Here is a 24,863-nt window from a genome sequence, read left to right on the forward strand (position 1 = left end):
TTTCAACAAAGCGAGGCTGTCGCCATGCCACTCACGACACTGCTGATCATTATTTTGATACTGATCCTGATCGGTGCGATCCCGAGCTGGCCCTATTCTCGCGGTTGGGGCTATGGCCCGTCCGGCATTGTCGGCGTCATTTTGATCGTGCTCTTGATCCTGCTGTTCATGGGCAGGATCTGACGCTGAACTGGTGGCCTATTCGGCCGCTGCGGGGGCTGGGTGGAAGTCGGCGCGCCGCGCGAGACCCGACATCAGGCACACGACGACGAGCAAGCCGGACAGGGTAATGAAGATCGGACCAAATCCAGTGTGCTCCGCTACGAACCCGATTGCCGAGGGGGCTACGAGTATGCCGCAATAGCCCATCGTCGTGACGACGCTCATGCCTGTGCCGGAAGACATGCCTTCCTGATTGCCGCCGGCCGAAAAGGCGATCGTCACCATGTTGGCGATGCCGAAGCCGCAGAAGGCAAAGGCCGCGATGGCGAGCCAAGGCGATGGCGACAAGCCCGCAACCAGCATTCCGGTAGCTGCGACGAGGCTTGAAACGCGCAAGGTGGTGACGGCGCCAAAGCGGTTGCGGACCGCGTCGCCGGCAAAGCGCATGAAGGCCATGACGCCTGAGAAAGCCGCAAAGGCAAGGCCGGCAGTGGCGAGATCGGTACCCAGTTCCTGTTGCAGGTATAGGGCTGCCCAGTCGAGCACCGCCCCTTCGGGGATCATCGAGAATAATGCCATCAGGCCGATCAGGTAGATCACTGGGTTGCGGGGCAGCGTGAAGCGGTGATGGACGCCCGCGGCCGCCTTAGGCTCGGCGATGAGGTGGCGCAACGCCAGCACGACGGCAACGACGGCGACAACCGTCACTGCGGCTGCGTGGGCGAGATGGCCGAAGTTCTGGATGGCGAAGCCGCCCAATGCGCCGCCGGCAAAACCGCCGAGGCTCCAGAAGCCGTGCGACGACGACATGATGGCGCGCGACAGCTTGCGCTCGACGGCAACGGCGTTGGCGTTCATGGCGACGTCCATGCCGCCGATCAATCCACCGAACAGGATCATGGTGACTGCTGCGACCGGGACGTTCGGCGCCAGTGCCACCAAAAGCAGGCCGAACGTCGCGGCGACGCCGAACCAACGCACCACGGAGCGCGACCCGTGCCGTGAAATGAGATGTCCGCAATATGTCATGGCGACGACTGCGCCGAGTCCGAACAAGAGGATCAGCAGGCCGAGCGTGAACTTGCTGATGTCGAGACGGGTGAGAAACACCGGAATCTGGGGCGCCCAGCTTCCGGTCAGGAAGCCGTTGACGAAAAACATGGTTGCAACGGCCCAGCGGCCACGAACAGCGCTCGCGACGGAGCTCGATTCAGTCATCGGGTCAAATCTCACGCGGAAACTGGAGGATAGTGCCTTTTAAATCGTTTTATCCCGCCGTCAAAGTGCAGCCGGCCCGAAGCATTTGGGCCAAGGGCTTGTTCCCGGTCAGTGACCCTTGGGGCGGTTCACCTCAAATGCGGCTTTCTTCGCATCCGATGCCTCGGTCTGGTGAAGCGCCTGCCAATCGGCATAGGGCATGCCATAGATGATTTCGCGCGACTGATCCTTGGAGAGATCGACACCTTCTGCGCCCGCTGCTTCCCGATACCAGTTGGACAGGCAGTTGCGGCAAAAGCCGGCAAGGTTCATCAGGTCGATGTTCTGGACATCGGTACGCTGGCGCAGATGCTCGACCAACCGGCGGAAGGCTGCCGCTTCGAAGTCCCGCTGCTGATCCTGGCTGAGTTCGGTCATGGTCATCTCCTGCGTTCAAAGCGATCCGGTCCGCGAACCGAAATGGCGAACCTCGTGTATATCGGAACGCCGGTTGATGGCGTCAACGATCGGGGCAAGCCGGCCGGCCCAGGCCGCGGCCTCGTCGGGCCTTGCGATCAGGTCCTGCCGGATCTCGATCAGCGCATGGGCAAAGCCGTTGACGATGGCGTGCTTGAACATGGTATCGCCGCGTAGCGCCCCGTCATAGGGCTCGTTGTCGCCAACGGTGAGGGATGCATCCGCAGCCAGCATGTCGATCAGTGGCCGAGGCGCCCTGTCGTCGAGGTCCCACAAGACGCCGACATGCCATGGCCGGGCTACACCCTGCATCGACGGCGTGAAGGAATGGACCGAAAAGATAAACGGAGCGCGGCCCGAGGCATGGGCCACGGAGGCGACCAGCGCGGCGACAGCGTCGTGATAGGGCCGGTAGAAGCGAACCAGCCGCTTCTCGCGCTCTTCGCTTGAGAGCGGGTAGTTGGCCGGAATGACGGTGCCGTCATAGAGTTGGCGAACAAGCGTGGGGTCGTCCTCGCCGCGATTGGGATCGATAAGCAGACGCGAAAAGGTGGCAAGCACCGCCGGCGCGCCAAGCAGAGCCGCCAATTCGCGGGTGACCGTTTCGACGCCGATATCATAGGCGATGTGGCGCTCGAATTCAGCGGGCGGCAGGCCTAGATCGCCATACTCCTCGGGTAAATCGCGGCGGGCATGGTCTGCAACCAGCACAAGGCCTCGCTTGCGATCGCCCTCGATCAGGTCGAAAGGGGCGAAAACTGTGGATCGGGTCATGAGCGGGAAGATTGGTCCGTTTTTCGTTCCGGGCGGGGTGCTACCGTCATTCCACGAAGAGGGCGTCCGCGCAATGCCGTGGTTTGGACAAGGTTTTTACCGAAATCTGCCCCAAGGGCGACCAAACACCGCGCCACCCATTTTTAAATCGATTGGAATTCTGTGCGGCGGCGCGTTGACATGCGCCGGTAGTTTGCCGAAAAGGGGCGTCACCAGATGATGAAAACGATGCTGAGGGGATTGAAGAGGGTATGTACTGGCTCTTTGCGCGTTCGCCGCGTGAGTGCCATGCTGGTGCCGTTTTTCGCAGCGCCCTTCGTCATGCTTGCTCTTGCGGCTCCGGCCCATGCTGATTTTCGCGTGTGCAACGCGACGCAGAACCTGGTCGGGGTCGGCATAGGCTACCGTGCCAAGGCCGGCTGGATCACCGAGGGCTGGTGGCACATCGAGGCGTCGAGTTGCAAGACGCTGATCGAGGGACCGCTGTCATCAAGGTTTTACTATCTTTATGCAGAAGACGCCGAGCGCGGCGGCCGTTGGGACGGCCCGATCAGCATGTGCGTCGCTGAAAAGGAATTCAAGATCGCTGGCGTGACCGACTGCGTCGCACGAGGCTTTCAGCGCGCCGGATTCCAGGAATACGACACGGGCGAGCAGGCAAGCTGGATGGTCCAGCTGACCGAGCAGCCGGCAACGGAAGGCGGCACCACCGCCCCAGGAAGCAACAGTCAATGAGACGCAGCCGCAAGGTCAAGATTCTCGCCACCATTGGCCCAGCCTCCTCCGAGGAGGCGATGCTGAGGAAGTTGTTTGAGGCGGGAGCCGATGTCTTCCGCATCAACATGAGCCATGCGGATCATGACCTTATGCGGACCTTGATCGCCCGCATCCGTTCCGTCGAGGCAGCCGTGGGCCGTCCAATCGGCATTCTTGCCGATATCCAGGGACCGAAGCTGCGCGTCGGCAAATTTGCCAATGGCAAGGAAACGCTCGCGGTTGGCCAGACATTCACGCTTGATGACAGCCAGGAACCCGGCAATTCAACGCGTGTCTTCCTGCCGCATCCGGAAATCCTGTCCTCGGTCGAGCCGGGCCATCGCCTTTTGATCGACGACGGCAAGCTGGAATTGAAGGCCGTCAAGACCAACGGTCATTCGATCGAGTGCGTGGTGGTGGCTGGCACCTCCATTTCCGACAAGAAGGGCGTTTCGCTGCCCGATACCGAGCTTCCAGTCGGAGCCTTGACGGAAAAGGACCGTGCCGACCTCGACGCGGTTCTGGCGGCTGGCGTCGATTGGGTGGCATTGTCGTTCATCCAGCGTCCGGAAGATCTTGCCGAGGCGCGCAAGATCGCACGCGGGCGGGCGCTGATCATGTCCAAGATCGAAAAGCCGCAAGCGGTCGCCCGTCTGGCCGAAATCATGGACCTGTCCGATGCGTTGATGGTTGCGCGCGGCGACCTCGGCGTGGAGATGCCGCTGGAAGCTGTTCCGGGCATTCAGAAGCAGATCACGAGGGCGGCGAGGCGGGCCGGCAAGCCGGTAGTCGTCGCCACTCAGATGCTGGAATCGATGATTACCGCTCCGGTTCCGACCCGCGCGGAAGTATCCGACGTGGCAACCGCCGTTTTCGAGGGCGCCGACGCGATCATGCTGTCGGCGGAATCGGCGGCGGGTGCCTATCCGGTCGAAGCGGTGTCGACGATGAGCCGCATCGCCGAGCAGGTCGAGCGCGACCCGACTTATCCCGACATCATCAATGCCCAGCGCTCGGCTCCCGAAGCGACTGGCGCAGACGCCATTTCACTTGCGGCACGTGAAATTGCCGAGACGCTCAAGCTGTCGGCTATCGTGACCTATACGGCATCGGGCGCCACGGGCCTCAGGGCGGCGCGCGAGCGGCCGCAAGTGCCGATCATCGCACTGTCGCCGATCCTGAATACCGCTCGGCGGCTGTCGCTGGTATGGGGCACGCATTGCGTGGTGTCGCCGGATGCGAGCGATCTTGATGACATGGTCAACCGGGCCTGCCGCATTGCGCATGAGGAGCGCTTCGGCAAGGAAGGCGACCGCATCATCATCACGGCCGGCGTGCCGCTGAGGACGCCGGGTTCGACCAACATGCTGCGCATCGCCAATATCGACTAAGGGCCTTTGCGATTGTCAGTCGGGGCGGGATTGTCGACGCACCTGCCTTCGCCAAATCTGTCGCCTGCGATGCGGGCTTCGACGGCACGCGCGATGGCCTGCAGGTCCAGAGCCTTGCCTGAGACTTTCTCGATTCCCGCCACCGCCAGGTCGGGAGCGATCCAGTCCGGCTTGTGGCCGAGGTTCTTCACCCAGACCAGCTCGGCACCCGGAACATCCTGCGCAAGACCGATGGAGTGGATCTCTTCGTAGACCACGGTGTCGTGGTCGCCGGATATGACGACCGTTGGCGCGTTTATCTCATGGTAGCGAGGCTGCGCCTTCAAAACATAGCGATAAAGGCCCTCGACATCCGTAGCGTTGGCGCGAAATGGAGCCGGGCGCAGGACGAGGGGGATGGAGGCAGCCGCGAGGTAGTCGTCGGGGACCTTGTTGGGCGCAAAGACACACTCGATGCTGGAATTCATCTGGAGCGAGCCGACGGGATAGACAAGCGTTTCGGAAAACAGCCGCCCAATAACGGGGGTCGTCGTCAGGCGATAGTACCATGACGTGTCGCCGCCCGGCCACGGATGCGTTGCGGCCGACAAAAACACCAGTCCGAGCGTCTTTTGCGGGTAGTCGTTGGCGAAGGCTGCAGTCGTTGCCCCGCCGAAGGAATGGCCGACAATGATCGCCTGGCCGATGCCCAGCTTTTCCATGAGCTTGGCCAGTGTTTTGGCCTGCGCGGCCGGGTCGTCGTTGTCGTGTCCGCGCTCCGACCAGCCATGCCCCGGCCGGTCGAAGAAAAGCATTTCGGCCCGCCCTTCGATCAGAGGCCGCAGGGGAAGCATCTGGTCCTTGAGATTGGCGCTGGCTCCGTGGATGAAAACAACGGCCGGCAGATCGGCATTGGCTGGCCGAGGGACATGGACGTAATGGATTCGCGCGCCGTCAATGTCGATGAAGGCGCCTATGGGTGGATTCCTGCGCTCGATCAGCCACGCGCCGCCGCGCGTGATCGCAACGAGCGCGAACAAAATCGCCAGAAGCAGGGCAAGCGCGGCATAGACAAGGTTCATCGGCGGGTGGCAGCTAATGGAAACAGGGAAGGGGAAGTGGACCGGCGCGGGGAAGTCGCGACGCCGGGATATCAAATGTTTTCGCCTGCGAGTTCTTCGGAAATGGTCGATACCTGATCCTGTGCGTTGCGCAGCATGGGATAGATGTCGAGGACGCGCTGCCATGCCCGGAGCGCCGCTTCCTTGCGGTCGGTGTCCATCATGATCTGGGCCAGGCCGGATAGCGCGCCGAAATGGCGGGGCTCCAGCTGCAGGGTGCGGTCGATGTCGGCCATCGACTTCCCGTAGTTCTTCATCAGGTAGTGGACGGTTGCGCGGCGGTTCCAGCCCTCGGCATAGGTCGGGTCGAGGGTCACGACCTGGTCGAGGAAGTCGAGCGCGACGTCGAACTTCTTTTCATCGACCGCCTTTTGCGCCCAACCCATCATCAGGTCGACCGAGGCGCTGCCCGATTGCGACCATTCCTGCCAGATGCGCTGGGATATGTGGGTGGCGATCTTGTCGTTGCGTTCGCGCTTCAATTCGGCAAACAGCCTGTCGAGGCGTTGCGCATGGGTCTCCACGACGGCGCTGTTCTTGCCCGGCTCGGCGGGCACGGTGTCGTCGGCCAAGGCGACGGGTGCGAAGGTACCCGCGAGAAGCACGATAGCGAGGGCAACGAAAATGCGCATGGCAAGAGTCTAGTCTCGCCATGCGCAAGGTCAAACTGAAATTAGCGTGAGCGTGCCGGCCAGCCGGCAATCACAAGAAGACGCAGGAGCAAAAGGCTCCGGCCGCAGCTCAGCCCTGACGGGCCTTGTAGCGCGGGTCGGTCTTGTTGATGATGTAGATGCGGCCCTTGCGGCGAACCAGGCGGTTGTCCCGGTGGCGCGCCTTCAACGCCTTGAGCGAGTTCTTGATCTTCATGGTCTTGCCCGTCAATTTGGCCCTTTGCGGGCGTAACTGAAAAGCGCGCCCCAAGTGCGCGCTCAATTCGTGACAGGCTCATAAACGAGGACTCTTGTTTATGTCAACCTTCGCGTAGTGCCCAAACCGGATGTTGATTGCCAATCAGCCTGCCGATGGCCGCCGGACAAGGCGGGTGAAGTGCCCCATCTTGCGCCCCGGCCGGGCTTCGGCCTTGCCGTAGAGGTGAACCAGCACGTCAGCTTCGGTCAAAAGCGCAGGAACCCGGGCCAGATCGTCGCCGATCAGGTTTTCCATGACGCAATCGCTGTGGCGGCGCGGGTCGCCCAAGGGCAGGCCGGCAACGGCGCGCATGTGCTGTTCGAACTGGGAAATGACGCATGCGGCTTCCGTCCAATGACCGGAATTGTGGACACGCGGCGCGATTTCATTGGCAAGAAGCGAGCCGTCGCCCAGAACGAAGAACTCGACGCCGATGACGCCGACATAATCCAGGGCGTCGAGAATCTTCGCCGTGGCCTCGCGGGCCGCATCGGCGGTGGCGGCTGATATGGCGGCCGGCACGGTCGATGAGCGCAATATGCCTTCGCGATGGATGTTCTCGGCCGGGACATAGGTCACGATGCTGCCGTCGGTGCCACGCGCGCCGATCACGGAGATTTCGCGTTCGAAGCCGACCAGAGCTTCCAGGATCAGCGGGACGTTGCCCATCGTCTCGCAAACGCCGGCAAAGCCGCCGCTTTCCATGTTGCGGAATACGCGCTGGCCCTTGCCGTCGTAACCCATACGGCGGGTTTTCAGCACGCCGCTGCCATTGAAGGCAGCAAGGGCATTGGCGAGGTCGCCGTCATTGTCGACCGGCTGGAACTTGGCAGTGGCGATGCCGATGCCGTTCAAGAATGTCTTTTCGACGATGCGATCCTGCGCAACCTCAAGGGCGCGCGCCGGCGGGTAGACCGGCACGGTCGCGGCCAGGACGTTGGCCGCGGCGACGGGGACGTTTTCGAATTCATAGGTGACGACGGCTGATGCGGCGGCAAGCTCGGCAAGAGCTGCGGGATCGTCATAGGCGGCGGTGATCTGGCGATTGGCGACCTGTGCGGCTGGGCAATCCGCCTGCGGTTCGAGCACCACTGTGCGGTAGCCGAGACGCGCGGCGGCCATCGCCAGCATGCGGCCAAGCTGGCCGCCGCCGATGATGCCGATGGTCGATCCGGCCGCGAGCATCAGCGCTGATCCTCCGGTTCGGCAGCGACTTTGGCCGTCTGGGCCTCGCGCCATGCGTCGAGCCGTCCGGCAAGTGCTGCATCGTTGAGCGCGAGGACGGCGGCTGCAAGAAGAGCCGCATTCACGGCACCGGCCTTGCCGATGGCGAGCGTACCGACAGGAATGCCGGCCGGCATCTGCACGATGGAGAGCAGCGAATCCTGCCCGGACAGCGCCTTCGATTCGACGGGGACGCCAAACACCGGCAGCGGCGTCATGGCCGCCGTCATGCCGGGCAGGTGAGCCGCGCCGCCGGCGCCGGCGATGATGACCTTGTAGCCGGCTTCGCGCGCGCCTTTGGCGAAATCATAGAGGCGGTCGGGCGTGCGGTGCGCGGAGACGATCAGCCGTTTGTGGGGGATGCCGAGCGCTGCAAGCGTCTCGGCGGCGTGCCTCATGGTTTCCCAGTCGGACTGGCTGCCCATGATGATGGCGACATCGGCGCGTTGGTCGCTCAAGGCCTTGCTCCCGTCAACAAAGCGGCGACGTAGCGGAATTCGCCTGCTGTCGCAAGGACGCTCTGCCCGGTTGAGGGCGGATTGCGATTGCCGACCGCCAAGCGGCGCATTGACGCAACCTCGCTATTGGGCAGCGCTGGTGGAATTGACAGCGCGCCTTGGCAACAGATAGCGTTGCTACCGGAACTGGTTCCAAGCACGGATCAAAAGGGAACACGGTTGGCCGAACGATCGGCCGAAGCCGGACTGCCCCCGCAACTGTAACCGTAGAGCCTTCTTCCACGATGCCACTGGCGGTAATGCCGGGAAGGCGGAAGGAAGCGACGACACGGAAGTCAGGAGACCTGCCTGTTCCCGTCACCCATGCATGACCACGGGGTGTGGTCAGGCGCGGCCGTCCGTTGCGGTGACACAAGTGTGTGTTGCCGCGCGCCGGAATGGCCGCAGGGGGATTGTTTGCATTCCAGCCTGCCCCAACCAGCCGCGGTTCGAAATGAACCTTGGGCGAAGCGTCGCCCCGAGACTTTGGGGACTGGAATGAAAAAGACACTATTTGCCGCAAGCGCATGCGCGCTTGCCTTGACCGGCGGGGCGTTTGCCCAGCAAGCCGAGAGCGGTGCCACGACCGAGCTTGAGCGCATCGTGATCACCACGCCGCTGCGTCGGGCGTCGTCGCTCGAGCGTTCGACCTCATCGGTTGCGGTGATCGAGACCAAAGACATCGAGAAATCCCCGGCGGTGGACCTGCCGGCGCTGTTGAAAACCTATGCCGGCGTGACGGTGACTTCGAATGGCGGCCTGGGAGCCGATTCCAGCGTGTCGTTGCGCGGCACCAGCGCCAACCAGACGCTTGTGCTGGTAAATGGCGTGAGGGCGTCTTCCGCCACTTCCGGCACCTTCAACCTGTCCAGCATTCCGCTGGCTTCGATCGAACGCATCGAAATTGCGAAAGGCGGCCACTCCGCGCAGTACGGCGCCGATGCGATTGGCGGCATCATCAATATCATCACCAAACAGGGCGGCGATTGTGACAATGGCAAAAGCACCTGCGGCAGCCTGACGGCGGGCATCATGCATCCTTGGGGAGGCACGCTTTCCGGCGATATCCGAGGAGAGACCGGAAATGGCAGCAGATTTGCCTTTGGCGCCAGCCTGCTCGGCACGCGCGGCTATGATTTCACGCTGCCGACGACCTATGGCCACGAGCCGGATGATGACGGGTTTATCCGTGGAACGGCCAATTTCTCGCTGTCCAAGGATCTTGCGTGGGGAACGATCTACACGGACGGCATTTTTGCGCGCGGCAGAAACCAGTACGACCGGGCTGCAGCCAACGAGGCCGACACAACGAATTTTTCCGGACGGATCGGTGCGCGTCTCAAGCATTCCGATACGTGGGAATCGACAGTGGAGCTAACCACCGCGCTCGACAATTCCTCCAATTTCAGGGGAGCGGTCGATGGCGATGATTTCGATACGAGCCGCTATGGCGTGCTGGCTTCGACCCAGAAGACGTTCGAGACCGATACCGCGAGCCACATTTTCCAGCTTGGTGCTGAAGCCTATCGCGATTCGGTCGATGGCAGTTCCGTTGCAGGCGTCGACTATTCGAAGAAGGAGCGTGATCTGGCGGCGGTGTTTGGCCAGTATTCACTCGAATATGACCGGCTGACTTTCGATAGCGGGGTCCGCTATGACCACGACGGACAATTCGGCGGCCAGACGACCTACAATCTTGGCGCCAGCTACGAATTGCTGGACGGCCTTGTGGCGCGGGCTTCCTATGCCACCGGTTTCCGCGCCCCGACGTTCAATGACTTGTACTATCCCGATCCGTGGACGCCGGGTAATCCGAATTTGCGGCCTGAGCGCTCGCGGTCTTACGAGGCCGGCGTGAATTGGCAGGCAAGCGAGGACACAAGCCTTGACGCCGCCCTTTACCAGATAAAGGTCGAGGACCAGATCAACTGGGCGGAGTCGTTTCCAGGAAGTTTCATCTGGCAACCCTCCAATGTCGAGAACGTAACCATCACCGGCTTCGAGGCGACGCTTCAGCATCGCTTCAGCGACGAATGGTCGGGCAAGGCTTCGGTCGATATCCGCGAGCCGCTCAACGAAAGCCCCGGAGTGCATGGCAAGTACGTTGCCTATGGCGAGCGCTTCAGGGGAACAGCGGGGCTGACCTATACGCCGAATGAAAAGCTGAGCCTGACCGGTGAGTTGCTCTATGTGACGTCACGCTTTGCCAATGCCGGCAATACGGTCAAGCTGCCGGCCTATGTGACCGCCGATTTCAGCGCGCAATACGCCTTTGATGACCAGTCCCAACTCAAGTTCTCGGCCCAGAACATCTTCGACGAGAAGTATGAGACGAAGGCCGGGTTCCGTTCTCCGGGGCGAACGCTTAGCCTGACTTTCACAAGGTCATTCTAGGGGGCGGTCCAGGAGCGCGGACGGCGCAGGCGATGGAGGGGAATGTGAACGGCTCGTGGGCCGGTTTCATCGGTTGCTACTTCGGCGCTGCCCTCTTGGCGGCGCTGGTGGCGTCGCCCGTGGCTGCCGCCGAGCCGGCTCCGCGGCGGGTGGTGTCGATGAATGTGTGCACGGACCAGCTTGCCATGCTCATAGCCGGCGATGGCCAGCTTCACTCGGTTTCCGCACTGGCGCGCGACCCAAATTCCTCGGCGATGGCGAAGGAGGCTGAAGCCTTCGCCATCAACCACGCGCTGGCCGAAGAAATCTTCCTGATGGAGCCTGATCTGGTGCTGGCCGGCACGTTTTCGTCAAGGGCTACGGTCAACCTGTTGCGCGAGCTCGGCGTGAAGGTCGAGGAGTTCGCGCCGTCGCGCTCGTTCGAGGACATTCGCGAGAGTATCCTGCGTGTCGGCGAGCTTTTGCAGCGGCAGGAGCGCGCCGGCGAACTTGTCGGCGAACTGGATGCCGGCCTTGCCGAGCTTAAGGCGCAAAGGCCGTCCGGGCGCTCCATCGCCCTTTACGATGCCAACAGCTACACGACCGGCGGGGGCACGTTGGCCAACGAGATTTTCAATGCCGCCGGCCTCGTCAATATTGCCGAGAAGCTCGGTATCGTCGGCAGTACGCGACTGCCGCTGGAACTTCTGATCACCGAGCAGCCGGACATGATCGCGACCAGCTTCCGATCCTATGGCGGTGCGCCAGCGCTGGCGCAGGAGAATTTCGTGCATCCGGCGTTCAAGGCGCTCGAGGCGCAGAAGCAGGGCGTCGGCGTGCCGGTACCGAATATGATCTGCGGAGCGCCGTTTACGCTGCAGGCGGCTTTCGTGCTGCAACGGGCCGCGTTGCAAGGGCAGGCGCGGCCGTGACCGGGAACTCTTCCTACCGGGTGCTGATCGCCGTGCTTGCGGCTGCGACGCTGGTCCTGTTCGTGCTGTCGCTGACGGTCGGACCGGCCGGGATCGCGTTCGGCGACAGCATCGTGGCGCTTTTCTCGAGCAAGGCCGATGCCGTTGCCCTGATCATGCGCGAGATCAGGTTGCCGCGCGCGCTGCTTGGGCTGATGATTGGCGCGACGCTCGGGCTTTCGGGGGCGGTGCTGCAAGGCTATCTGCGCAATCCATTGGCGGAGCCCGGCCTGCTCGGCATCAGTTCGATGGCGTCGCTGGGGGCGGTGTTGGCCATCTATACCGGGCTGTCCGCTGCTTTTGCGCTCGCCTTGCCGCTGGCGGCGCTGGCAGGTGCCGTGCTGGCAGTCGTCGTTGTGCAGGCGATGGCGGGGACGCGCGGCAATTCGCTTCTCATCATCCTGGCCGGCATCGCGGTAACCAGCTTTGCCGGCGCAATGACGTCGCTGGCGCTGAACCTTTCGCCCAATCCGTTTGCCGCGCTTGAGATCATGTTCTGGATGCTGGGTTCGCTGACGGACCGGTCGATGACCCATGTCTGGCTGGCGGGACCGTTCATGATCCTGGGCTGGGCAATGCTGGGCTCGCTCGGCCGCTCGCTCGATGCACTGACGCTCGGCTCCGAGACGGCGGCCAGCATGGGCGTCGAATTGCGGCGGGTGCAGTTCCTCGCCGTGTTCGGCACCGCTGCCTGTGTCGGCGCGGCGACGGCGGTGTCGGGCGCGATCGGCTTCGTTGGCCTCGTGGTGCCGCACATATTGCGGCCGCTGGTTGGCTCGAAGCCGTCGCGCCTGCTGCTGGCAAGCGCGCTTGGCGGTGCCTGCGTGGTGCTTGCCGCCGACATACTGGTGCGGCTGATTGCGCCCGAACGCGACCTGAAGCTTGGGGTGCTGACGGCAATCGTCGGTGCGCCATTCTTCCTGTGGCTGGTGTTTCGCGCGCGCCGGAGGCTGACATGACGCTTTTGTCGGCACGCGCTGTTTCGGTCAGCCTCGGCGGCAAGCAGGTGCTGCGCGAGGTGACGTTTTCGGTCGGCAGCGGCGAGTTCGTTGGCCTGATTGGCCCGAACGGCGCTGGCAAGTCAACGCTGCTGCGCTCGGTTCTCGGCGTGTTGCCGTCTGACGGCAGGCTCCAGCTCGATGGGCAGGACATAGCGTTAATGAGTGCGAGGCAGCGCGCCGGCAAGGTGGCCTATCTGGCGCAGGAGCGCGAAATCGCCTGGGCGGTGCCGGTCGAAACCGTGGTGGCTCTCGGCCGCTCGCCGCATAGGCCGGGCTTTGCGCCGCTTGGCGATGCGGATCGCAGTATAATCGACGAGGCGATGCGGCGCATGGACGTCGAGGCCTTCCGCAATCGCATCGCAACGGAACTTTCAGGCGGCGAGAAGGCGCGGGTGCTGGCTGCGCGCGCGCTGGCGCAGGACACGCCGCTGCTTTTGGCGGACGAGCCGACCGCCGGGCTCGACCCATCGCACCAGATCGCGCTGATGCGGCTGTTCGGGGACCTGGCGCGCGAGGGCAAGAGCGTGGTCGCCTCGCTGCACGATCTGGGGCTGGCGGCGCGCTGGTGCTCGCGCCTCATCCTGCTCGACCATGGCCGGATCGTCGCGGATGGCTCGCCCGGAAATGTGCTGACCCGCGAGAGCCTGCACGCGGTCTATGGCGTTGAGGCGTTTTTCGGCGAGGCGGATGGCGCGCGCATCGTCCATCCGCTCGACCTTGCCGCACCGCCTCGTGCTGCGAAGTAGGCTCTAGCGGGATGCGACGGCTGGCGGCGTCTTGCGCGTAGCCAGAAATTCGCGAACGCGCTTGCCGAGTGTTGGTCCATCGGTCGGCTTCAGGCCGTCATCCAACTGGCCTGAGAGGTCGAGTGTCGCTCTCTCTCCTATCAAGTCGAAATTCTCTTCCAGCCAGTCGCTGGCGGCGCTGCGGCCAAGGTCGCGCAAATATTCGAGGAAGGCCCATTCTGCGTTGATCTTGGACGAGGCCGACAGGTCCTTGAATGCCTCGTCGGCGTCAATGCGGTGCATGCGGATATCACGGTATTCGCCATGCGGAAGCCGCCCGGCGGCGATCAGTTCCTTGACGAAGGCAATGGCGCGAAATTCGCGCAGCAGGCCGGCATTGAAGGTGATCTCGTCGATGCGGTTCTGGATTTCGTTGGCGCTGGTGGGCGTACCTTCGCGCACCACCGGATTGATCTGCACCAAGAGGACGTCTTCCGTCTGCGCGGCCTTGAAGAAGGGGAACAGGGCGGGATTGCCGCCATAACCACCATCCCAATAGGGAACGCCATCGATTTCAACCGCGCGGAAGAGTTGCGGCAGGCAGGCCGAGGCCATTACGGAATCGAGCGTGATTTCCCCGTCGGAGAAGACGCGCAACTGGCCTGTCTCGACATTGGTGGCCGAGATGAACAATTGCAGGGTCTTGCAGGTACGGACATTGCCGAAGTCGATCTCCTGCTCGACGGCATCACGCAGGGGATTGAGGCCAAGCGGGTTGGCGACATAGGGCGAGAAAACCCGCGACATGGTGTCGAACCAGACGAAGCCCGGCGTGTTTTCGACCGACCAATTGCCCCAGAGCATATCCCAGGGCGTGCGCTGGACCGGGCTGAAGCGACCCTTGCGGGCCACCGCGCGCCAGAAATCGGACAGCTTTTGCCTTGCGCCTTCCACGCCGCCGCGTACGAAGCCGTCGGCAAGCGCGACCGCGTTCATGGCGCCGGCGCTGGTGCCGGATACCGCAACGATGTCGAGCCGCCCGTCCTCCAGAATGCGGTCGAGGACGCCCCAGGAAAAAGCGCCGTGCGAGCCGCCGCCCTGCAGCGCAATGTTGATTTTCTTGCGCGGGCTGGCCTTGCCGTCGATGGTCATGGCGTTGTCTCTTGCGCCCCGCTCTATTCGGCGGTCCAGCCGCCGTCTACGGAGATATGCGTTCCATTGATCTGCGCGGCTGCGGGCGAACACAGGTAGACGGCAGTAGCGGCGATCTGCTCGACAGTGACGAATTCCTTGGTCGGTTGCTTGTCCAGCATGACCTCGCGGATGACCGTTTCGCGGTCCATGTCGTGCGCCTTCATCTGGTCCGGGATCTGCGCTTCGACCAGCGGGGTCAGCACGTAGCCTGGGCAGATTGCGTTGCAGGTGATCTTCTCGCACGCCACTTCCAGCGCCACCGTCTTTGTAAGGCCCATGATGCCGTGCTTGGCGGCGACGTATGCCGATTTGAAGGGAGAGGCGACGAGGCCGTGCGCCGAGGCGATGTTGACGATACGTCCGCCGCCATTGGCCTTCATCAACGGAATCGCCGCCGCAGTGGTGTGGAATGCCGAGGAGAGGTTGATGGCGATGATGGCATCCCATTTGCCGATCGGAAATTCCTCGACCGGGGCGACGTGCTGGATGCCGGCATTGTTGACGAGAATATCCACCGAGCCGAAACGCTCCGCTGTCTTTGCGACCAGAGCGCGGCACTCATCCGGCTTCGACATGTCGGCCTTGATGTAGGCGGCTTCGACCTTGTGCTTTTCTGCAATCTGCTCGGCGATGGCGTGGTCTTGCGGCGTATCGGAAAAGGAATTGACGACGATGTTGCAGCCGTCGGCGGCCAGGGCCTCGGCAATGGCCAAACCGATGCCCGATGTGGAGCCGGTGACGATAGCGGTTTTCCTGGCGGTCATGGTAGGTCCTTTCCAATGCGATGTTGCAGTGCAATATATGCAATGTGCGCTGCAAAACCAGTGTCATGTCCGTTTCGGATGCGGCAAGTTTTGCGGTAGATGTGGTTCCACTCGTTCACAAGGCCGTGACATTCTGGTCCGGCGTGCAGGCGTGGCGATTAAATGTTGACTGGCAAATTCATGTATGACTAGTCCAGCCTGCACTGACAAAAAGCCTAGCCTTAGGAGTCACCCATGAAGTCCGTCCTTTCCACCCTCGCCGGCGTGCTGGCCCTTGCAGCGTTTGCCGCTGCCCCGGCAACGGCACAGGAAAAAGAGATCATCGTCTACAACGCCCAGCACAAGAGCCTTGCCGAGGAATGGGCGAAAGCCTTCACCGAGGAAACCGGGATCAAGGTGACGCTGCGCAATGGCGGCGACAGCGAATTCTCCAACCAGATCGTCGCCGAAGGCGCTGCTTCCCCGGCGGATGTGTTCCTGACGGAAAATTCACCGGCCATGACGCTGGTGGAGCAAGCGGGGCTGTTTGCGCCGGTGAACGCGGACACGCTGGCGCTGGTGCCGAAGGAATACCAGCCGTCGAGCGGCAAATGGGTCGGTATCGCTGCACGCAGCACCGTGTTTGCCTATGACAAGACCAAGCTCAATGCAGACCAGTTGCCGAAGTCGCTGCTCGACCTTGCCGATGCAAGCTGGAAGGGCCGTTGGGGCGCATCGCCTTCCGGTGCCGATTTCCAGGCCATCGTCAGCGCCTTGCTGCAATTGAAGGGCGAGGAAGCCACTGCTGCCTGGCTGAAGGCGATGAAGGAGAACTTCAAGCCCTTCAAGGGCAACGGCACGGTGATGAAGGCGGTCAATGCCGGCGAGATAGAAGGCGGCGTGATCTACCACTATTACTGGTTCGGCGATCAGGCCAAGACCGGCGAGAACAGCAAGAACGTGGAACTGCACTATTTCAAGAACGAGGACCCGGGCGCGTTCGTTTCGGTTTCAGGCGGTGGCGTGCTCGCTTCGAGCAAGCATCCCGAGGAAGCACAGGCGTTCCTGAAGTGGATCGCCGGCAAGGGCGGGCAGGCCGTTCTGCGTGACGGCACGTCGTTCGAGTACACCGTCAGCACCGGGGAAGCGGCGAATGCGAAGCTGGTTCCGCTCGCTGATCTGCAGGCTCCGAAAATCGATCCGGCAACCTTGAACTCGAAGAAGGTAACCGACCTGATGACGGCGGCTGGCTTGCTTTAGCCGTTAATCCTCCTAAAAGGACTCAAGTTCCGCTCCTGCGGGGTGCCCCGCGGGAGCTTTGTATTTCAGGCTCGGCATTTGCCATGACAAAAAGCTCGACCTTGCGGTCGTCGCCCCGGCACAAGAACAGACGGCCCCGCACTTGATGCAGTCGTCGCCGGATTTCGCTCGTCCAGTCGCGCAGGCCTCGCTTGCAGGCCAAAGGATGCGGCTATTCCGGCTGCCGTGGATTGCGATTGCGGCGATCCTGGTTTCCCTGTTTGCGCTTATCCCGCTTGGCTTCATCGTGACCGTCGCCATCCAGATCGGCTGGGCGACGGTGGTCGAACTGGTGTTTCGTCCGCGCGTCGGCGACCTGCTCGTCAACACCTTCTTTCTCGTCGCGTTGACTGTGCCGTTGTCGATTGCCCTTTCGGTGGCGCTTGCCTGGCTGACCGAACGCAGCGACCTGCCCGGTGCAAGATTATGGGCGTGGCTGGCGGTTGCGCCACTGGCGGTTCCGGCCTTCGTGCACAGCTACGCCTGGGTGACCATGGTGCCCGGCGTTCACGGTCTTGGCGCGGGCGTTTTCATTTCCGTCATCGCCTATTTCCCGTTCCTCTACCTGCCGGTTTCGGCGGCCTTGCGGCGTCTCGACCCCGCACTTGAGGATTCGGCTGCCTCACTGGGGCTTGGACCGTGGAGCGTGTTCTTTCGCGTCGTGCTGCCGCAGTTGCGGCTGGCGATTTGCGGCGGGTCGCTGTTGGTCGGCCTGCATCTGCTGGCCGAGTACGGGCTCTACGTGTTCATCCGCTTCGACACCTTCACAACGGCGATCGTCGACCAGTTCCAGTCGACCTTCAACGGACCGGCCGCCAACATGCTGGCCGGCGTGCTGATTGCCTGCTGCTTTGCGCTGCTTGTGCTTGAAATTCTGGTGCGCGGCGAGGAGCGCTATGCGCGCGTCGGTTCCGGCGCTGCGCGGCAAGCGCCGCGCGCGCAACTCGGCCGGGCAACCTTGCCTTGCCTGCTTTTGCCGCTTATGGTTGCCGTGCTGGCAATCGGGGTGCCGTTCGTGACCATCGGGCGCTGGCTTGTCGCTGGCGGTTGGGAGGTCTGGCGACTGGACGAGATTTCGGCCGCGCTTGGCCAGACGGCGTTCCTCGCCATTGCCGGCGCTTTGCTCGCTACCGTCGCGGCGATACCGATGGCGTGGCTTTCCATCAGAAAGCCGGGCCGTCTGCAGCGCGTCCTGGAAGCCACCAACTATACGGTGGGTTCCCTGCCCGGGGTGGTCATTGCGCTTGCGCTGGTCACGCTCACCGTGCGCTTCATGCTTCCGCTCTACCAGACACTCGTGACGATCCTGATCGCCTACGCATTGATGTTCTTGCCGCGCGCCATCATCAGCCTGCGCGCCTCGATTGCGCAGGCACCTGTAGAATTGGAGCGGGCGGCCAGCAACCTTGGCCGCAGCCCGGCAAACGCTTTGTGGTCGACCACCATCCGCCTTTCTGCACCGGGAGCGGCGGCAGGCATGGCGCTGGTGTCGCTCGGCATCCTGAACGAGTTGACGGCAACCCAGATGCTTGCGCCCAACGGCACGATGACGCTGGCGCTTGCCTTCTGGGCCTATAGCGGCGAAATCGACTATGCCGCAGCCGCGCCCTATGCGCTGATCATGGTGGCGGCGTCGCTGCCGCTGACCTGGCTGCTCTACGTGCAGTCGAAGAGGATGGCCGGGCAATGAGCTTTCTCGAACTGCAAGGCCTGCGCAAGAGCTACGGTCCGGTGAAGGCGCTGGACGGTATCGATCTTGCCGTGCCCGCAGGTTCGCGTACCGCAATCGTCGGCCCTTCCGGGTGTGGCAAGACGACATTGCTGCGGCTGATCGCCGGCTTCGAGGCGCCCGACGATGGCCACATCAAGCTCGACGGACAGGTGCTTGCCAATGGAGGCGAGGCCGTGCCGGCGCACAAGCGCGGGATTGGGCTGGTGGCGCAGGACGGCGCGCTGTTTCCCCATCTCAGCATCGCCGACAATATCGGTTTCGGCATGGGCCGCAACGAGGACAAGCGCACTGAGCGGATCGCGGAGCTTGCCTATATCGTCGGCCTCGACAAGACGATCCTCAGGCGGCGACCGCACGAGCTTTCCGGCGGCCAGCAGCAGCGCGTGGCGCTGGCAAGGGCGATGGCCAAGCAGCCGCGGCTTATGCTGCTGGACGAGCCGTTCTCGGCGCTCGATACGGGGCTTCGCGCCTCGATGCGCAAGGCGGTTGCCGAATTGCTGGAAGCGGCGGGTATCGCCACGATTTTGGTGACGCACGACCAGGCGGAGGCGCTGTCGTTCGCCAGCCAGGTGGCGGTGATGCGGGACGGCAGGTTCTCGCAGGTAGGAACGCCGCGCGATCTTTATCTGCGCCCGAAGGACCGGATGGTTGCGGAGTTCCTTGGCGACGCCATCATCCTGCCGGCCAGGATCGCAGGCGGCTTCGCGCAATGCTCGTTGGGCAGCGTCGCGATCGACAGCAAGGAGCGCCGGGACGTGGCCCGCATCATGCTACGGCCCGAACAGATCCAGCTTAGCCGTTCGTCACGCGAAGAACTTGCCGGCAGTGTTACCTCCGGCGTCCTGTTCGGTGAGGTGACGGAAGCGGAATTTGCCGGCTCGACCTGTTCGGTCGCGGTGCGGCTGTTGAACAGTCCCGATCCGCCGGACGCGGCCGCCATCGGAAATTCGCCGCTGATGGTGCGCCAGCCCGGGCTCGGCGCGCCGATGGTCGGCGATGTCATGCGGGTGACCGTTACAGGATCAGCCCATCTTCTGGCCTGACTTCGACTGAAGACAGCATACGAAAGCAAAACGGCGCGGGATGGGTCCGCGCCGTTTTTGGCAAGAGCATCAGCGGTTGCGAGCAGCCAGCGTGCGCAGCCGCAAGGCGTTGAGGCGGATGAAGCCCTCGGCATCCTTCTGATCGTAGGCGCCACGGTCGTCCTCGAAAGTGACGAGGTCGTTGCGGTAGAGGGATTTCTTCGACTTGCGGCCGGTGACGATGGCGTTGCCCTTGTAGAGGCTCAGCCGCACGGTGCCTTCGACGTCGTCCTGGCTCTTGTCGATCAGCGCCTGCAGCATGACGCGCTCGGGCGAGAACCAGAAGCCGTTGTAGATGAGCTCGGCATAGCGCGGCATCAGCTCGTCCTTGAGGTGGGCCGCGCCGCGGTCCAGCGTGATCGATTCGATGCCGCGATGGGCGGCGAGCAGGATTGTGCCGCCGGGTGTCTCGTAGACGCCGCGCGACTTCATGCCGACGAAGCGGTTCTCGACCAGGTCGAGCCGGCCGATGCCGTTGTCGCGGCCGAGATCGTTGAGCGCCGCCAGCATCGAGGCCGGCGACAGCTTCTTGCCGTTAAGCGCAATCGGATCGCCCTTGAGGAACTCGATCTCGATTTCGGTGACCTTGTCGGGGGCATCCATGGGCGAGACGGTGCGCTGGTGGACGAATTCCGGCGGCTCGATCCACGGGTCTTCCAGCACCTTGCCCTCGGAGGACGAATGCAACAGGTTGGCGTCGACCGAGAAAGGCGCGTCGCCCTTCTTGTCCTTCGGCACCGGGATCTGGTGCTTCTCGGCGAAATCGAGCAGGTCGGTACGCGACTTGAACGACCAGTCGCGCCAAGGCGCGATGACCTTGATGTCGGGGTTCAGCGCGTAGGCTGAGAGCTCGAAGCGGACCTGGTCGTTGCCCTTGCCGGTGGCGCCGTGGGCGATGGCATCGGCGCCGGTTTCGCGGGCGATATCGACAAGGTGCTTGGAGATCAAAGGCCGCGCGATCGACGTGCCGAGCAGATAGAGGCCTTCATACTGGGCGTTGGCGCGGAACATCGGGAAGACGAAATCGGAGACGAACTCCTCGCGCACATCCATGACGCGGATGTCCTTGATGCCCATCAACTCGGCCTTCTTGCGCGCCGGCTCAAGTTCGCCGCCCTGGCCGAGATCGGCCGTGAAGGTGACGACTTCTGCTCCGAGTTCCGTTTGCAGCCATTTGAGGATGATCGAAGTGTCGAGGCCGCCGGAATAGGCGAGTACGACCTTCTTGACGTCTTTCAGCTTGGACATGGGTGTTTCCGGTGTCTTTTCGATTGGTGGCGTGACGTGAAATTCGTGCGCACTCATAAGCAGGAAAGCGCTGCCGGACAAGCGTTGCGGACAATTGGCGAAAGGTGTCGCCCCTGTGGTCCAAGCGAACGGCGGGATAAGACGAAAATCGTATGTTCCGGGAAACAAAGTTTCATTGGGCATTGCCCAATTTTTATGCAATGGAAAGCCCGTCCACCCCACCACGCAAGTATCATCAAGCCAGACAGGAACTCATGATGCCCGAAGACAGCCTACTTGATAGCGCCCTTGTTCGTCTCGACGAAGCCGCCCGGCACATCAACGTCGATGCAGATGTTATCGAGAAGCTGAAATATCCGCGAGAAACGACCAAGGCGCGCTTGATGATCCGCATGGACGACGGCTCGCGAAAATCTTTCCTGGCATGGCGATGCCGCTACGACGACACGCGCGGCCCGACAAAGGGCGGCATTCGTTTCCACCCCGATGCATCGGCCGACGAGGTCGAGATGCTGGCGTTCTGGATGACGTTCAAGTGCGCCGTCATGAACCTGCCCTACGGCGGCGGCAAAGGCGCGGTCCAGGTTGACCCGCGCAAACTTTCCAAGGCGGAGTTGGAGCGTCTTTCGCGCTCCTACATGCAGGCATTCTCGCGCATCATCGGACCGGACCGCGATATTCCGGCTCCGGATGTCTACACCAACGCCATGATCATGGGCTGGATGGCTGACGAGTACAGCCAGATCGTCGGCCACGCCTCGCCGGCGGTCATTACCGGCAAGCCGCTGGCTCTGGGCGGTTCGGTCGGTCGCGGCGACGCGACTGCGCGCGGCGGCTACTATCTGGTACGCCACCTGTTCAGCGAACTCGGCCTCAAGGGCAAGCTGCGCATCGCCATCCAGGGCTTCGGCAATGCCGGCCAGCATATCGCCTCGCTGTTTGCGGCGGACGGCCATAGCATCGTTGCGGTTTCCGATTCCGGCGGTGCGGTACAGTCGGCGGGCGGACTTTCGCTTGAAGCGCTGCTTGCGGCCAAGAAGGAAAACAGTTCCGTCATCCAGACCATCGGCAAGGATGGCCACGAGGCCTTGAGCGCTGACCAATTGGTCGGCGTCGATTGCGACGTGCTGGTGCCGGCGGCACTGGAGAACATGATCCGCATCGACAATGCCGACACGATCAAGGCGCGTGTGGTGCTGGAACTGGCCAACGGCCCGGTCACGCATGATGCCGACGAGATCCTCGCCAAGCGCAATGTCGTGGTGTTGCCTGATATCCTTGCCAATGCCGGCGGCGTCACGGTTTCCTACTTCGAGTGGGTGCAGAACAAGCAGGGCTACTACTGGGAACTGCCGGAAATCCACGAGAAGCTGCGCATCATCATGGAGCGCGAGGGTCGTGCGATCTGGGAACTGGCGGCGTCGCGCGGCATCACAGTGCGCACCGCTGCCTATGTTCATGCGCTCAGCCGCCTTGCCGAGGCGATCGAGGCACATGGCACACAGAGCTACTTTGACAGCTAAGCCGCGTATTGGGTAAATAGGGCAGATCGGACGGCGAAAGCCGTCGGTCGAGCTACAACCATCTTAGGGCGTCGTGTTAAGCGACGCCCTTTCCAATGAAAGTCAGGCGGACCAAAAGATGTCCTTCGTTCCAGACCTTTCCGTGCTGATCCAGTTTTCCATCGCCACCATCATCCTGGCGATAACGCCCGGGCCGGACATGACGCTGTTCGTCAGCCGTACGCTCAACCAGGGGCGGGTGGCGGGCTTTGCCTCGATGGCTGGGGCTCTGTGCGGAACGCTGGTTCACACGACGCTGGTCGTCGTCGGCATCTCGGCCCTGATCGTTGCTTCTCCGACCGCGTTTTTCGTGCTCAAGATTTTCGGCGCCGGCTACTTGGTGTTCCTTGCCTGGCAAGCGCTCACCAAGGGCTCGGCCTTTTCGCCGGAGCAGAAGGGCGGACCTCAGGTCTCGCTGTTTCGTGCCTGGGCTGCCGGTCTCGGCGTAAACCTGCTCAATCCGAAGATCATCCTGTTCTTCATGACGTTCCTGCCGCAATTCGTCTCGGCTCATGACCCACATGCACCCGGAAAGCTGTTCTTCCTTGGCTTCATGTTTGTCGTGCTGTCGATACCGGTGACGGCGCCGATGGTGTTTGCGGCGGAAAAGTTCTCGGCGGCGATGAAGGCCAGCCCGAAGATCACGCGCGTCGTAGACTACATGCTGGCAGGCGTGTTTTCCGCCTTCGCGCTGAAGATCCTTACGGCTCAGGCGAAGTAGGCACCTGCGGCGGAGGCGCGGAGCGCCAGCTTCCGGCCCATCGCCCGGCGGTCAGCCAGTAGGCAATGCCACCAACCATGCCGGCTCCGACAATGCCGAGCGCGACCGGGGTCCTGGTCAGGTCGTAGCCGCCATCGACATTGCCCGACGCCGTTGCAATGAAGGCAATGCCGACTGCTGCGCCGAAAAGTGCATAGGAGAGCCAGTCCCTGCGGCCCAGCAATTCCGCCAAGCCGATTGCTACGGCGCCTGGGAAGAAGACGAAGTAGGCCACGAAAAGTGCGACGAAGGGGACTGAAAACATCATGGCGGCCCCTGTTACCGGCCGCACGTCCTGTTCGAGAAATCCGGCTGAGCCGAGAAAAAGCACATGGATGAATGCGCTGGCCGCCAGAACGGCTGCGACATATCCAATGAGGATGACGGCGAAACGGACCAGATAGGCGAGTATCCGCCCCATCATGCCTCGCCGTGGCCGGCGATCATCATCGCTTCCAGCGCAAGACGGTCCACTTTGCGCATGCGTTCCGATTCCGATTTCAACTGGCCGCAGGCGGCGAGGATGTCGCGGCCGCGCGGCGTGCGGATCGGAGAGGCATAGCCGGCATTGTTGATGTAGTCGGCAAACTTCTCGATCGTCTCCCAGTCCGAGCACTGGTAATTGGTGCCCGGCCACGGATTGAACGGGATCAGGTTGATCTTGGCCGGAATGCCTTTCAGCAAGTGCACCAGCGCCTTGGCGTCATCGAGGGAATCGTTGACGTCCTTCAGCATTACATATTCGAAGGTGATGCGGCGGGCGTTCGACAGGCCCGGATAGGCACGGCAGGCGGCGATCAGTTCCTTGAGCGGGAACTTCTTGTTGATTGGCACAAGAAGGTCGCGAAGATCGTCATTGGTGGCGTGCAGCGAGATCGCCAGCATGACGCCGACCTCTTCACCGGTGCGGGTGATTTCCGGCACGACGCCGGAGGTGGAAAGCGTGATGCGGCGCTTCGACAGCGCGAGCCCGTCGCCATCGGAGGCGATCAGAAGCGCCTTCTTCACTGCCTCGAAATTGTAGAGCGGTTCGCCCATGCCCATCATGACGATGTTTGAGACCTTGCGCCCTTCCGAAGGCACGATGGCGCCGGCCGGCGTGTCGCGGTCGGGAAAATCGCCGAGACGGTCGCGTGCCGTGAGCAACTGGGCGAGGATTTCTTCCGCCGTGAGGTTGCGCACCAGCTTCTGCGTGCCGGTGTGGCAAAACGAGCAGGTCAGCGTGCAGCCGACCTGCGAGGAGATGCAGAGCGTGCCGCGCCCTTCTTCGGGAATGTAGACGGTTTCGATCTCGACCGGGCGGCCTGCGCCGCGCGGCGGAAAGCGGAACAGCCATTTGCGCGTGCCATCGGTTGAAATCTGCTCTTCAACGATCTCGGGGCGCGACACGGTGAACTGCTTGTCGAGAGCAGCCCGCAAATCCTTGGAGATGTTGAACATCTCGGCAAAGTCGGACACGCCGCGCACATAGAGCCAGTGCCAGAGCTGGCTGGCGCGCATCTTGGCCTGCCGCTCGGGCACGATGCCGGCGGTGACCAGCGCCTCGGCAAGCTCCGGACGGCACAAGCCGACCAGTGATGGCTTTTCAGGCATGGTGGCGCGTGCAGCCAGAGCGGCGCGGGTCGCGTCAGAGGTCAGATCGATAGATAAGGCCATTACGGTTCGTTTACTCGGTCGCGGGACCGT

Annotated in this window: 25 protein-coding genes and 1 riboswitch; of the genes, 12 read left to right on the forward strand and 13 right to left on the reverse strand. The window is 62.6% G+C overall.

Features of this window, described 5'->3' with window-relative positions:
• The first annotated feature begins 24 nt into the window (after window positions 1-24).
• The gene (locus ACODTY_RS00605) at window positions 25-183 is read left to right on the forward strand and encodes a DUF3309 family protein (protein WP_488992359.1); all 159 of its coding nucleotides are present in this window, start codon (window positions 25-27) and stop codon (window positions 181-183) included.
• 15 nt (window positions 184-198) lie between these two features.
• On the opposite strand, the gene ACODTY_RS00610 is transcribed toward ACODTY_RS00605, so the two are convergent.
• From ACODTY_RS00610 to ACODTY_RS00620, 3 genes are all read right to left on the reverse strand, one after another.
• Window positions 199-1,380, reverse strand: a complete 1,182-nt coding sequence (locus ACODTY_RS00610; RefSeq protein ID WP_488992360.1) for an MFS transporter — start codon at window positions 1,378-1,380, stop codon at window positions 199-201.
• Window positions 1,381-1,488: 108 nt separating this feature from the next.
• The gene (locus tag ACODTY_RS00615) at window positions 1,489-1,797 is read right to left on the reverse strand and encodes a DUF1244 domain-containing protein (protein ID WP_488992361.1); all 309 of its coding nucleotides are present in this window, start codon (window positions 1,795-1,797) and stop codon (window positions 1,489-1,491) included.
• Window positions 1,798-1,812: 15 nt separating this feature from the next.
• On the reverse strand, window positions 1,813-2,610 hold the full coding sequence (locus ACODTY_RS00620) for an N-formylglutamate amidohydrolase (RefSeq protein WP_488992362.1): 798 nt from the start codon (window positions 2,608-2,610) through the stop codon (window positions 1,813-1,815).
• A 288-nt stretch (window positions 2,611-2,898) separates the two neighbouring features.
• Here ACODTY_RS00620 and ACODTY_RS00625 point away from each other — a divergent pair, with 288 nt between their 5' ends.
• Both ACODTY_RS00625 and pyk read left to right on the forward strand, forming a co-directional pair.
• Window positions 2,899-3,345: a DUF1036 domain-containing protein gene (locus tag ACODTY_RS00625; protein ID WP_488992626.1), complete on the forward strand. Its 447-nt coding sequence runs from the start codon at window positions 2,899-2,901 to the stop codon at window positions 3,343-3,345.
• Window positions 3,342-4,757 (forward strand): pyruvate kinase, encoded by a 1,416-nt coding sequence (gene pyk / locus ACODTY_RS00630; RefSeq protein ID WP_488992363.1) that lies wholly within the window; start codon window positions 3,342-3,344, stop codon window positions 4,755-4,757. Before ACODTY_RS00625 ends, pyk begins: the two co-directional genes overlap by 4 nt.
• Here pyk and ACODTY_RS00635 read toward each other — a convergent pair.
• The 5 genes from ACODTY_RS00635 to purE all read right to left on the reverse strand — a co-directional run bounded on the left by ACODTY_RS00635 (window position 4,754) and on the right by purE (window position 8,448).
• Window positions 4,754-5,818 carry an alpha/beta fold hydrolase gene (locus tag ACODTY_RS00635; protein WP_488992364.1) on the reverse strand — a complete coding sequence of 355 codons (1,065 nt, stop codon included), beginning with the start codon at window positions 5,816-5,818 and terminating at the stop codon, window positions 4,754-4,756. The two genes, pyk and ACODTY_RS00635, sit on opposite strands and share 4 nt — an antisense overlap.
• A 71-nt stretch (window positions 5,819-5,889) precedes the next feature.
• On the reverse strand, window positions 5,890-6,489 hold the full coding sequence (locus ACODTY_RS00640; protein WP_488992365.1) for a tetratricopeptide repeat protein: 600 nt from the start codon (window positions 6,487-6,489) through the stop codon (window positions 5,890-5,892).
• A 109-nt stretch (window positions 6,490-6,598) separates the two neighbouring features.
• Complete coding sequence (gene ykgO / locus ACODTY_RS00645; protein WP_035022199.1) at window positions 6,599-6,724, reverse strand: type B 50S ribosomal protein L36; 126 nt, start codon at window positions 6,722-6,724, stop codon at window positions 6,599-6,601.
• A 144-nt stretch (window positions 6,725-6,868) separates the two neighbouring features.
• Complete coding sequence (locus ACODTY_RS00650; RefSeq protein ID WP_488992366.1) at window positions 6,869-7,951, reverse strand: 5-(carboxyamino)imidazole ribonucleotide synthase; 1,083 nt, start codon at window positions 7,949-7,951, stop codon at window positions 6,869-6,871.
• Window positions 7,951-8,448 carry a 5-(carboxyamino)imidazole ribonucleotide mutase gene (purE, locus tag ACODTY_RS00655; protein ID WP_488992367.1) on the reverse strand — a complete coding sequence of 166 codons (498 nt, stop codon included), beginning with the start codon at window positions 8,446-8,448 and terminating at the stop codon, window positions 7,951-7,953. Before purE ends, ACODTY_RS00650 begins: the two co-directional genes overlap by 1 nt.
• A 170-nt stretch (window positions 8,449-8,618) precedes the next feature.
• Window positions 8,619-8,814, forward strand: a riboswitch (cobalamin riboswitch).
• 171 nt (window positions 8,815-8,985) lie between these two features.
• Between purE and ACODTY_RS00660 the strand changes: the two genes are divergently transcribed.
• The 4 genes from ACODTY_RS00660 to ACODTY_RS00675 are packed head-to-tail and all read left to right on the forward strand — an operon-like array spanning window position 8,986 to window position 13,578.
• Entirely contained in the window at window positions 8,986-10,881 is a 1,896-nt protein-coding gene (locus ACODTY_RS00660; RefSeq protein ID WP_488992368.1) for a TonB-dependent receptor plug domain-containing protein, read from the forward strand.
• 44 nt (window positions 10,882-10,925) lie between these two features.
• Window positions 10,926-11,792: an ABC transporter substrate-binding protein gene (locus ACODTY_RS00665; RefSeq protein WP_488992369.1), complete on the forward strand. Its 867-nt coding sequence runs from the start codon at window positions 10,926-10,928 to the stop codon at window positions 11,790-11,792.
• Window positions 11,789-12,790 (forward strand): FecCD family ABC transporter permease, encoded by a 1,002-nt coding sequence (locus tag ACODTY_RS00670; protein WP_488992370.1) that lies wholly within the window; start codon window positions 11,789-11,791, stop codon window positions 12,788-12,790. The genes ACODTY_RS00665 and ACODTY_RS00670 overlap by 4 nt, the downstream gene beginning before the upstream one ends.
• Complete coding sequence (locus tag ACODTY_RS00675; RefSeq protein WP_488992371.1) at window positions 12,787-13,578, forward strand: ABC transporter ATP-binding protein; 792 nt, start codon at window positions 12,787-12,789, stop codon at window positions 13,576-13,578. The genes ACODTY_RS00670 and ACODTY_RS00675 overlap by 4 nt, the downstream gene beginning before the upstream one ends.
• 3 nt (window positions 13,579-13,581) lie before the next feature.
• Here ACODTY_RS00675 and ACODTY_RS00680 read toward each other — a convergent pair whose 3' ends face one another.
• A complete protein-coding gene (locus ACODTY_RS00680; RefSeq protein WP_488992372.1) occupies window positions 13,582-14,709 on the reverse strand; it encodes a patatin-like phospholipase family protein in 1,128 nt (375 codons plus the stop codon).
• 23 nt (window positions 14,710-14,732) lie between these two features.
• Window positions 14,733-15,515: a 3-hydroxybutyrate dehydrogenase gene (locus ACODTY_RS00685; RefSeq protein WP_488992373.1), complete on the reverse strand. Its 783-nt coding sequence runs from the start codon at window positions 15,513-15,515 to the stop codon at window positions 14,733-14,735.
• A gap of 234 nt (window positions 15,516-15,749) precedes the next feature.
• Between ACODTY_RS00685 and ACODTY_RS00690 the strand changes: the two genes are divergently transcribed.
• The 3 genes from ACODTY_RS00690 (at window position 15,750) to ACODTY_RS00700 (ending at window position 19,568) form a co-directional block, all read left to right on the forward strand.
• The gene (locus ACODTY_RS00690) at window positions 15,750-16,754 is read left to right on the forward strand and encodes an iron ABC transporter substrate-binding protein (RefSeq protein WP_488992374.1); all 1,005 of its coding nucleotides are present in this window, start codon (window positions 15,750-15,752) and stop codon (window positions 16,752-16,754) included.
• Between the two features lie 145 nt (window positions 16,755-16,899).
• Entirely contained in the window at window positions 16,900-18,483 is a 1,584-nt protein-coding gene (locus ACODTY_RS00695; protein ID WP_488992627.1) for an ABC transporter permease, read from the forward strand.
• On the forward strand, window positions 18,480-19,568 hold the full coding sequence (locus ACODTY_RS00700; protein ID WP_488992375.1) for an ABC transporter ATP-binding protein: 1,089 nt from the start codon (window positions 18,480-18,482) through the stop codon (window positions 19,566-19,568). The genes ACODTY_RS00695 and ACODTY_RS00700 overlap by 4 nt, the downstream gene beginning before the upstream one ends.
• A 69-nt stretch (window positions 19,569-19,637) precedes the next feature.
• Here ACODTY_RS00700 and ACODTY_RS00705 read toward each other — a convergent pair whose 3' ends face one another.
• Window positions 19,638-20,855 (reverse strand): argininosuccinate synthase, encoded by a 1,218-nt coding sequence (locus ACODTY_RS00705; protein WP_488992376.1) that lies wholly within the window; start codon window positions 20,853-20,855, stop codon window positions 19,638-19,640.
• Between the two features lie 257 nt (window positions 20,856-21,112).
• Here ACODTY_RS00705 and ACODTY_RS00710 point away from each other — a divergent pair, with 257 nt between their 5' ends.
• Window positions 21,113-22,378: a Glu/Leu/Phe/Val family dehydrogenase gene (locus ACODTY_RS00710; RefSeq protein ID WP_488992377.1), complete on the forward strand. Its 1,266-nt coding sequence runs from the start codon at window positions 21,113-21,115 to the stop codon at window positions 22,376-22,378.
• A gap of 118 nt (window positions 22,379-22,496) precedes the next feature.
• Entirely contained in the window at window positions 22,497-23,138 is a 642-nt protein-coding gene (locus ACODTY_RS00715; RefSeq protein WP_488992378.1) for a LysE family translocator, read from the forward strand.
• On the opposite strand, the gene ACODTY_RS00720 is transcribed toward ACODTY_RS00715, so the two are convergent.
• Window positions 23,119-23,598, reverse strand: a complete 480-nt coding sequence (locus tag ACODTY_RS00720) for a hypothetical protein (RefSeq protein WP_488992379.1) — start codon at window positions 23,596-23,598, stop codon at window positions 23,119-23,121. The genes ACODTY_RS00715 and ACODTY_RS00720 overlap by 20 nt on opposite strands.
• Window positions 23,598-24,833 carry a dual-specificity RNA methyltransferase RlmN gene (gene rlmN, locus ACODTY_RS00725; protein ID WP_488992380.1) on the reverse strand — a complete coding sequence of 412 codons (1,236 nt, stop codon included), beginning with the start codon at window positions 24,831-24,833 and terminating at the stop codon, window positions 23,598-23,600. The genes ACODTY_RS00720 and rlmN overlap by 1 nt, the downstream gene beginning before the upstream one ends.
• Window positions 24,834-24,863 lie beyond the last annotated feature (30 nt).

It is taken from the genome of Mesorhizobium sp. FG116 (assembly GCF_057809835.1).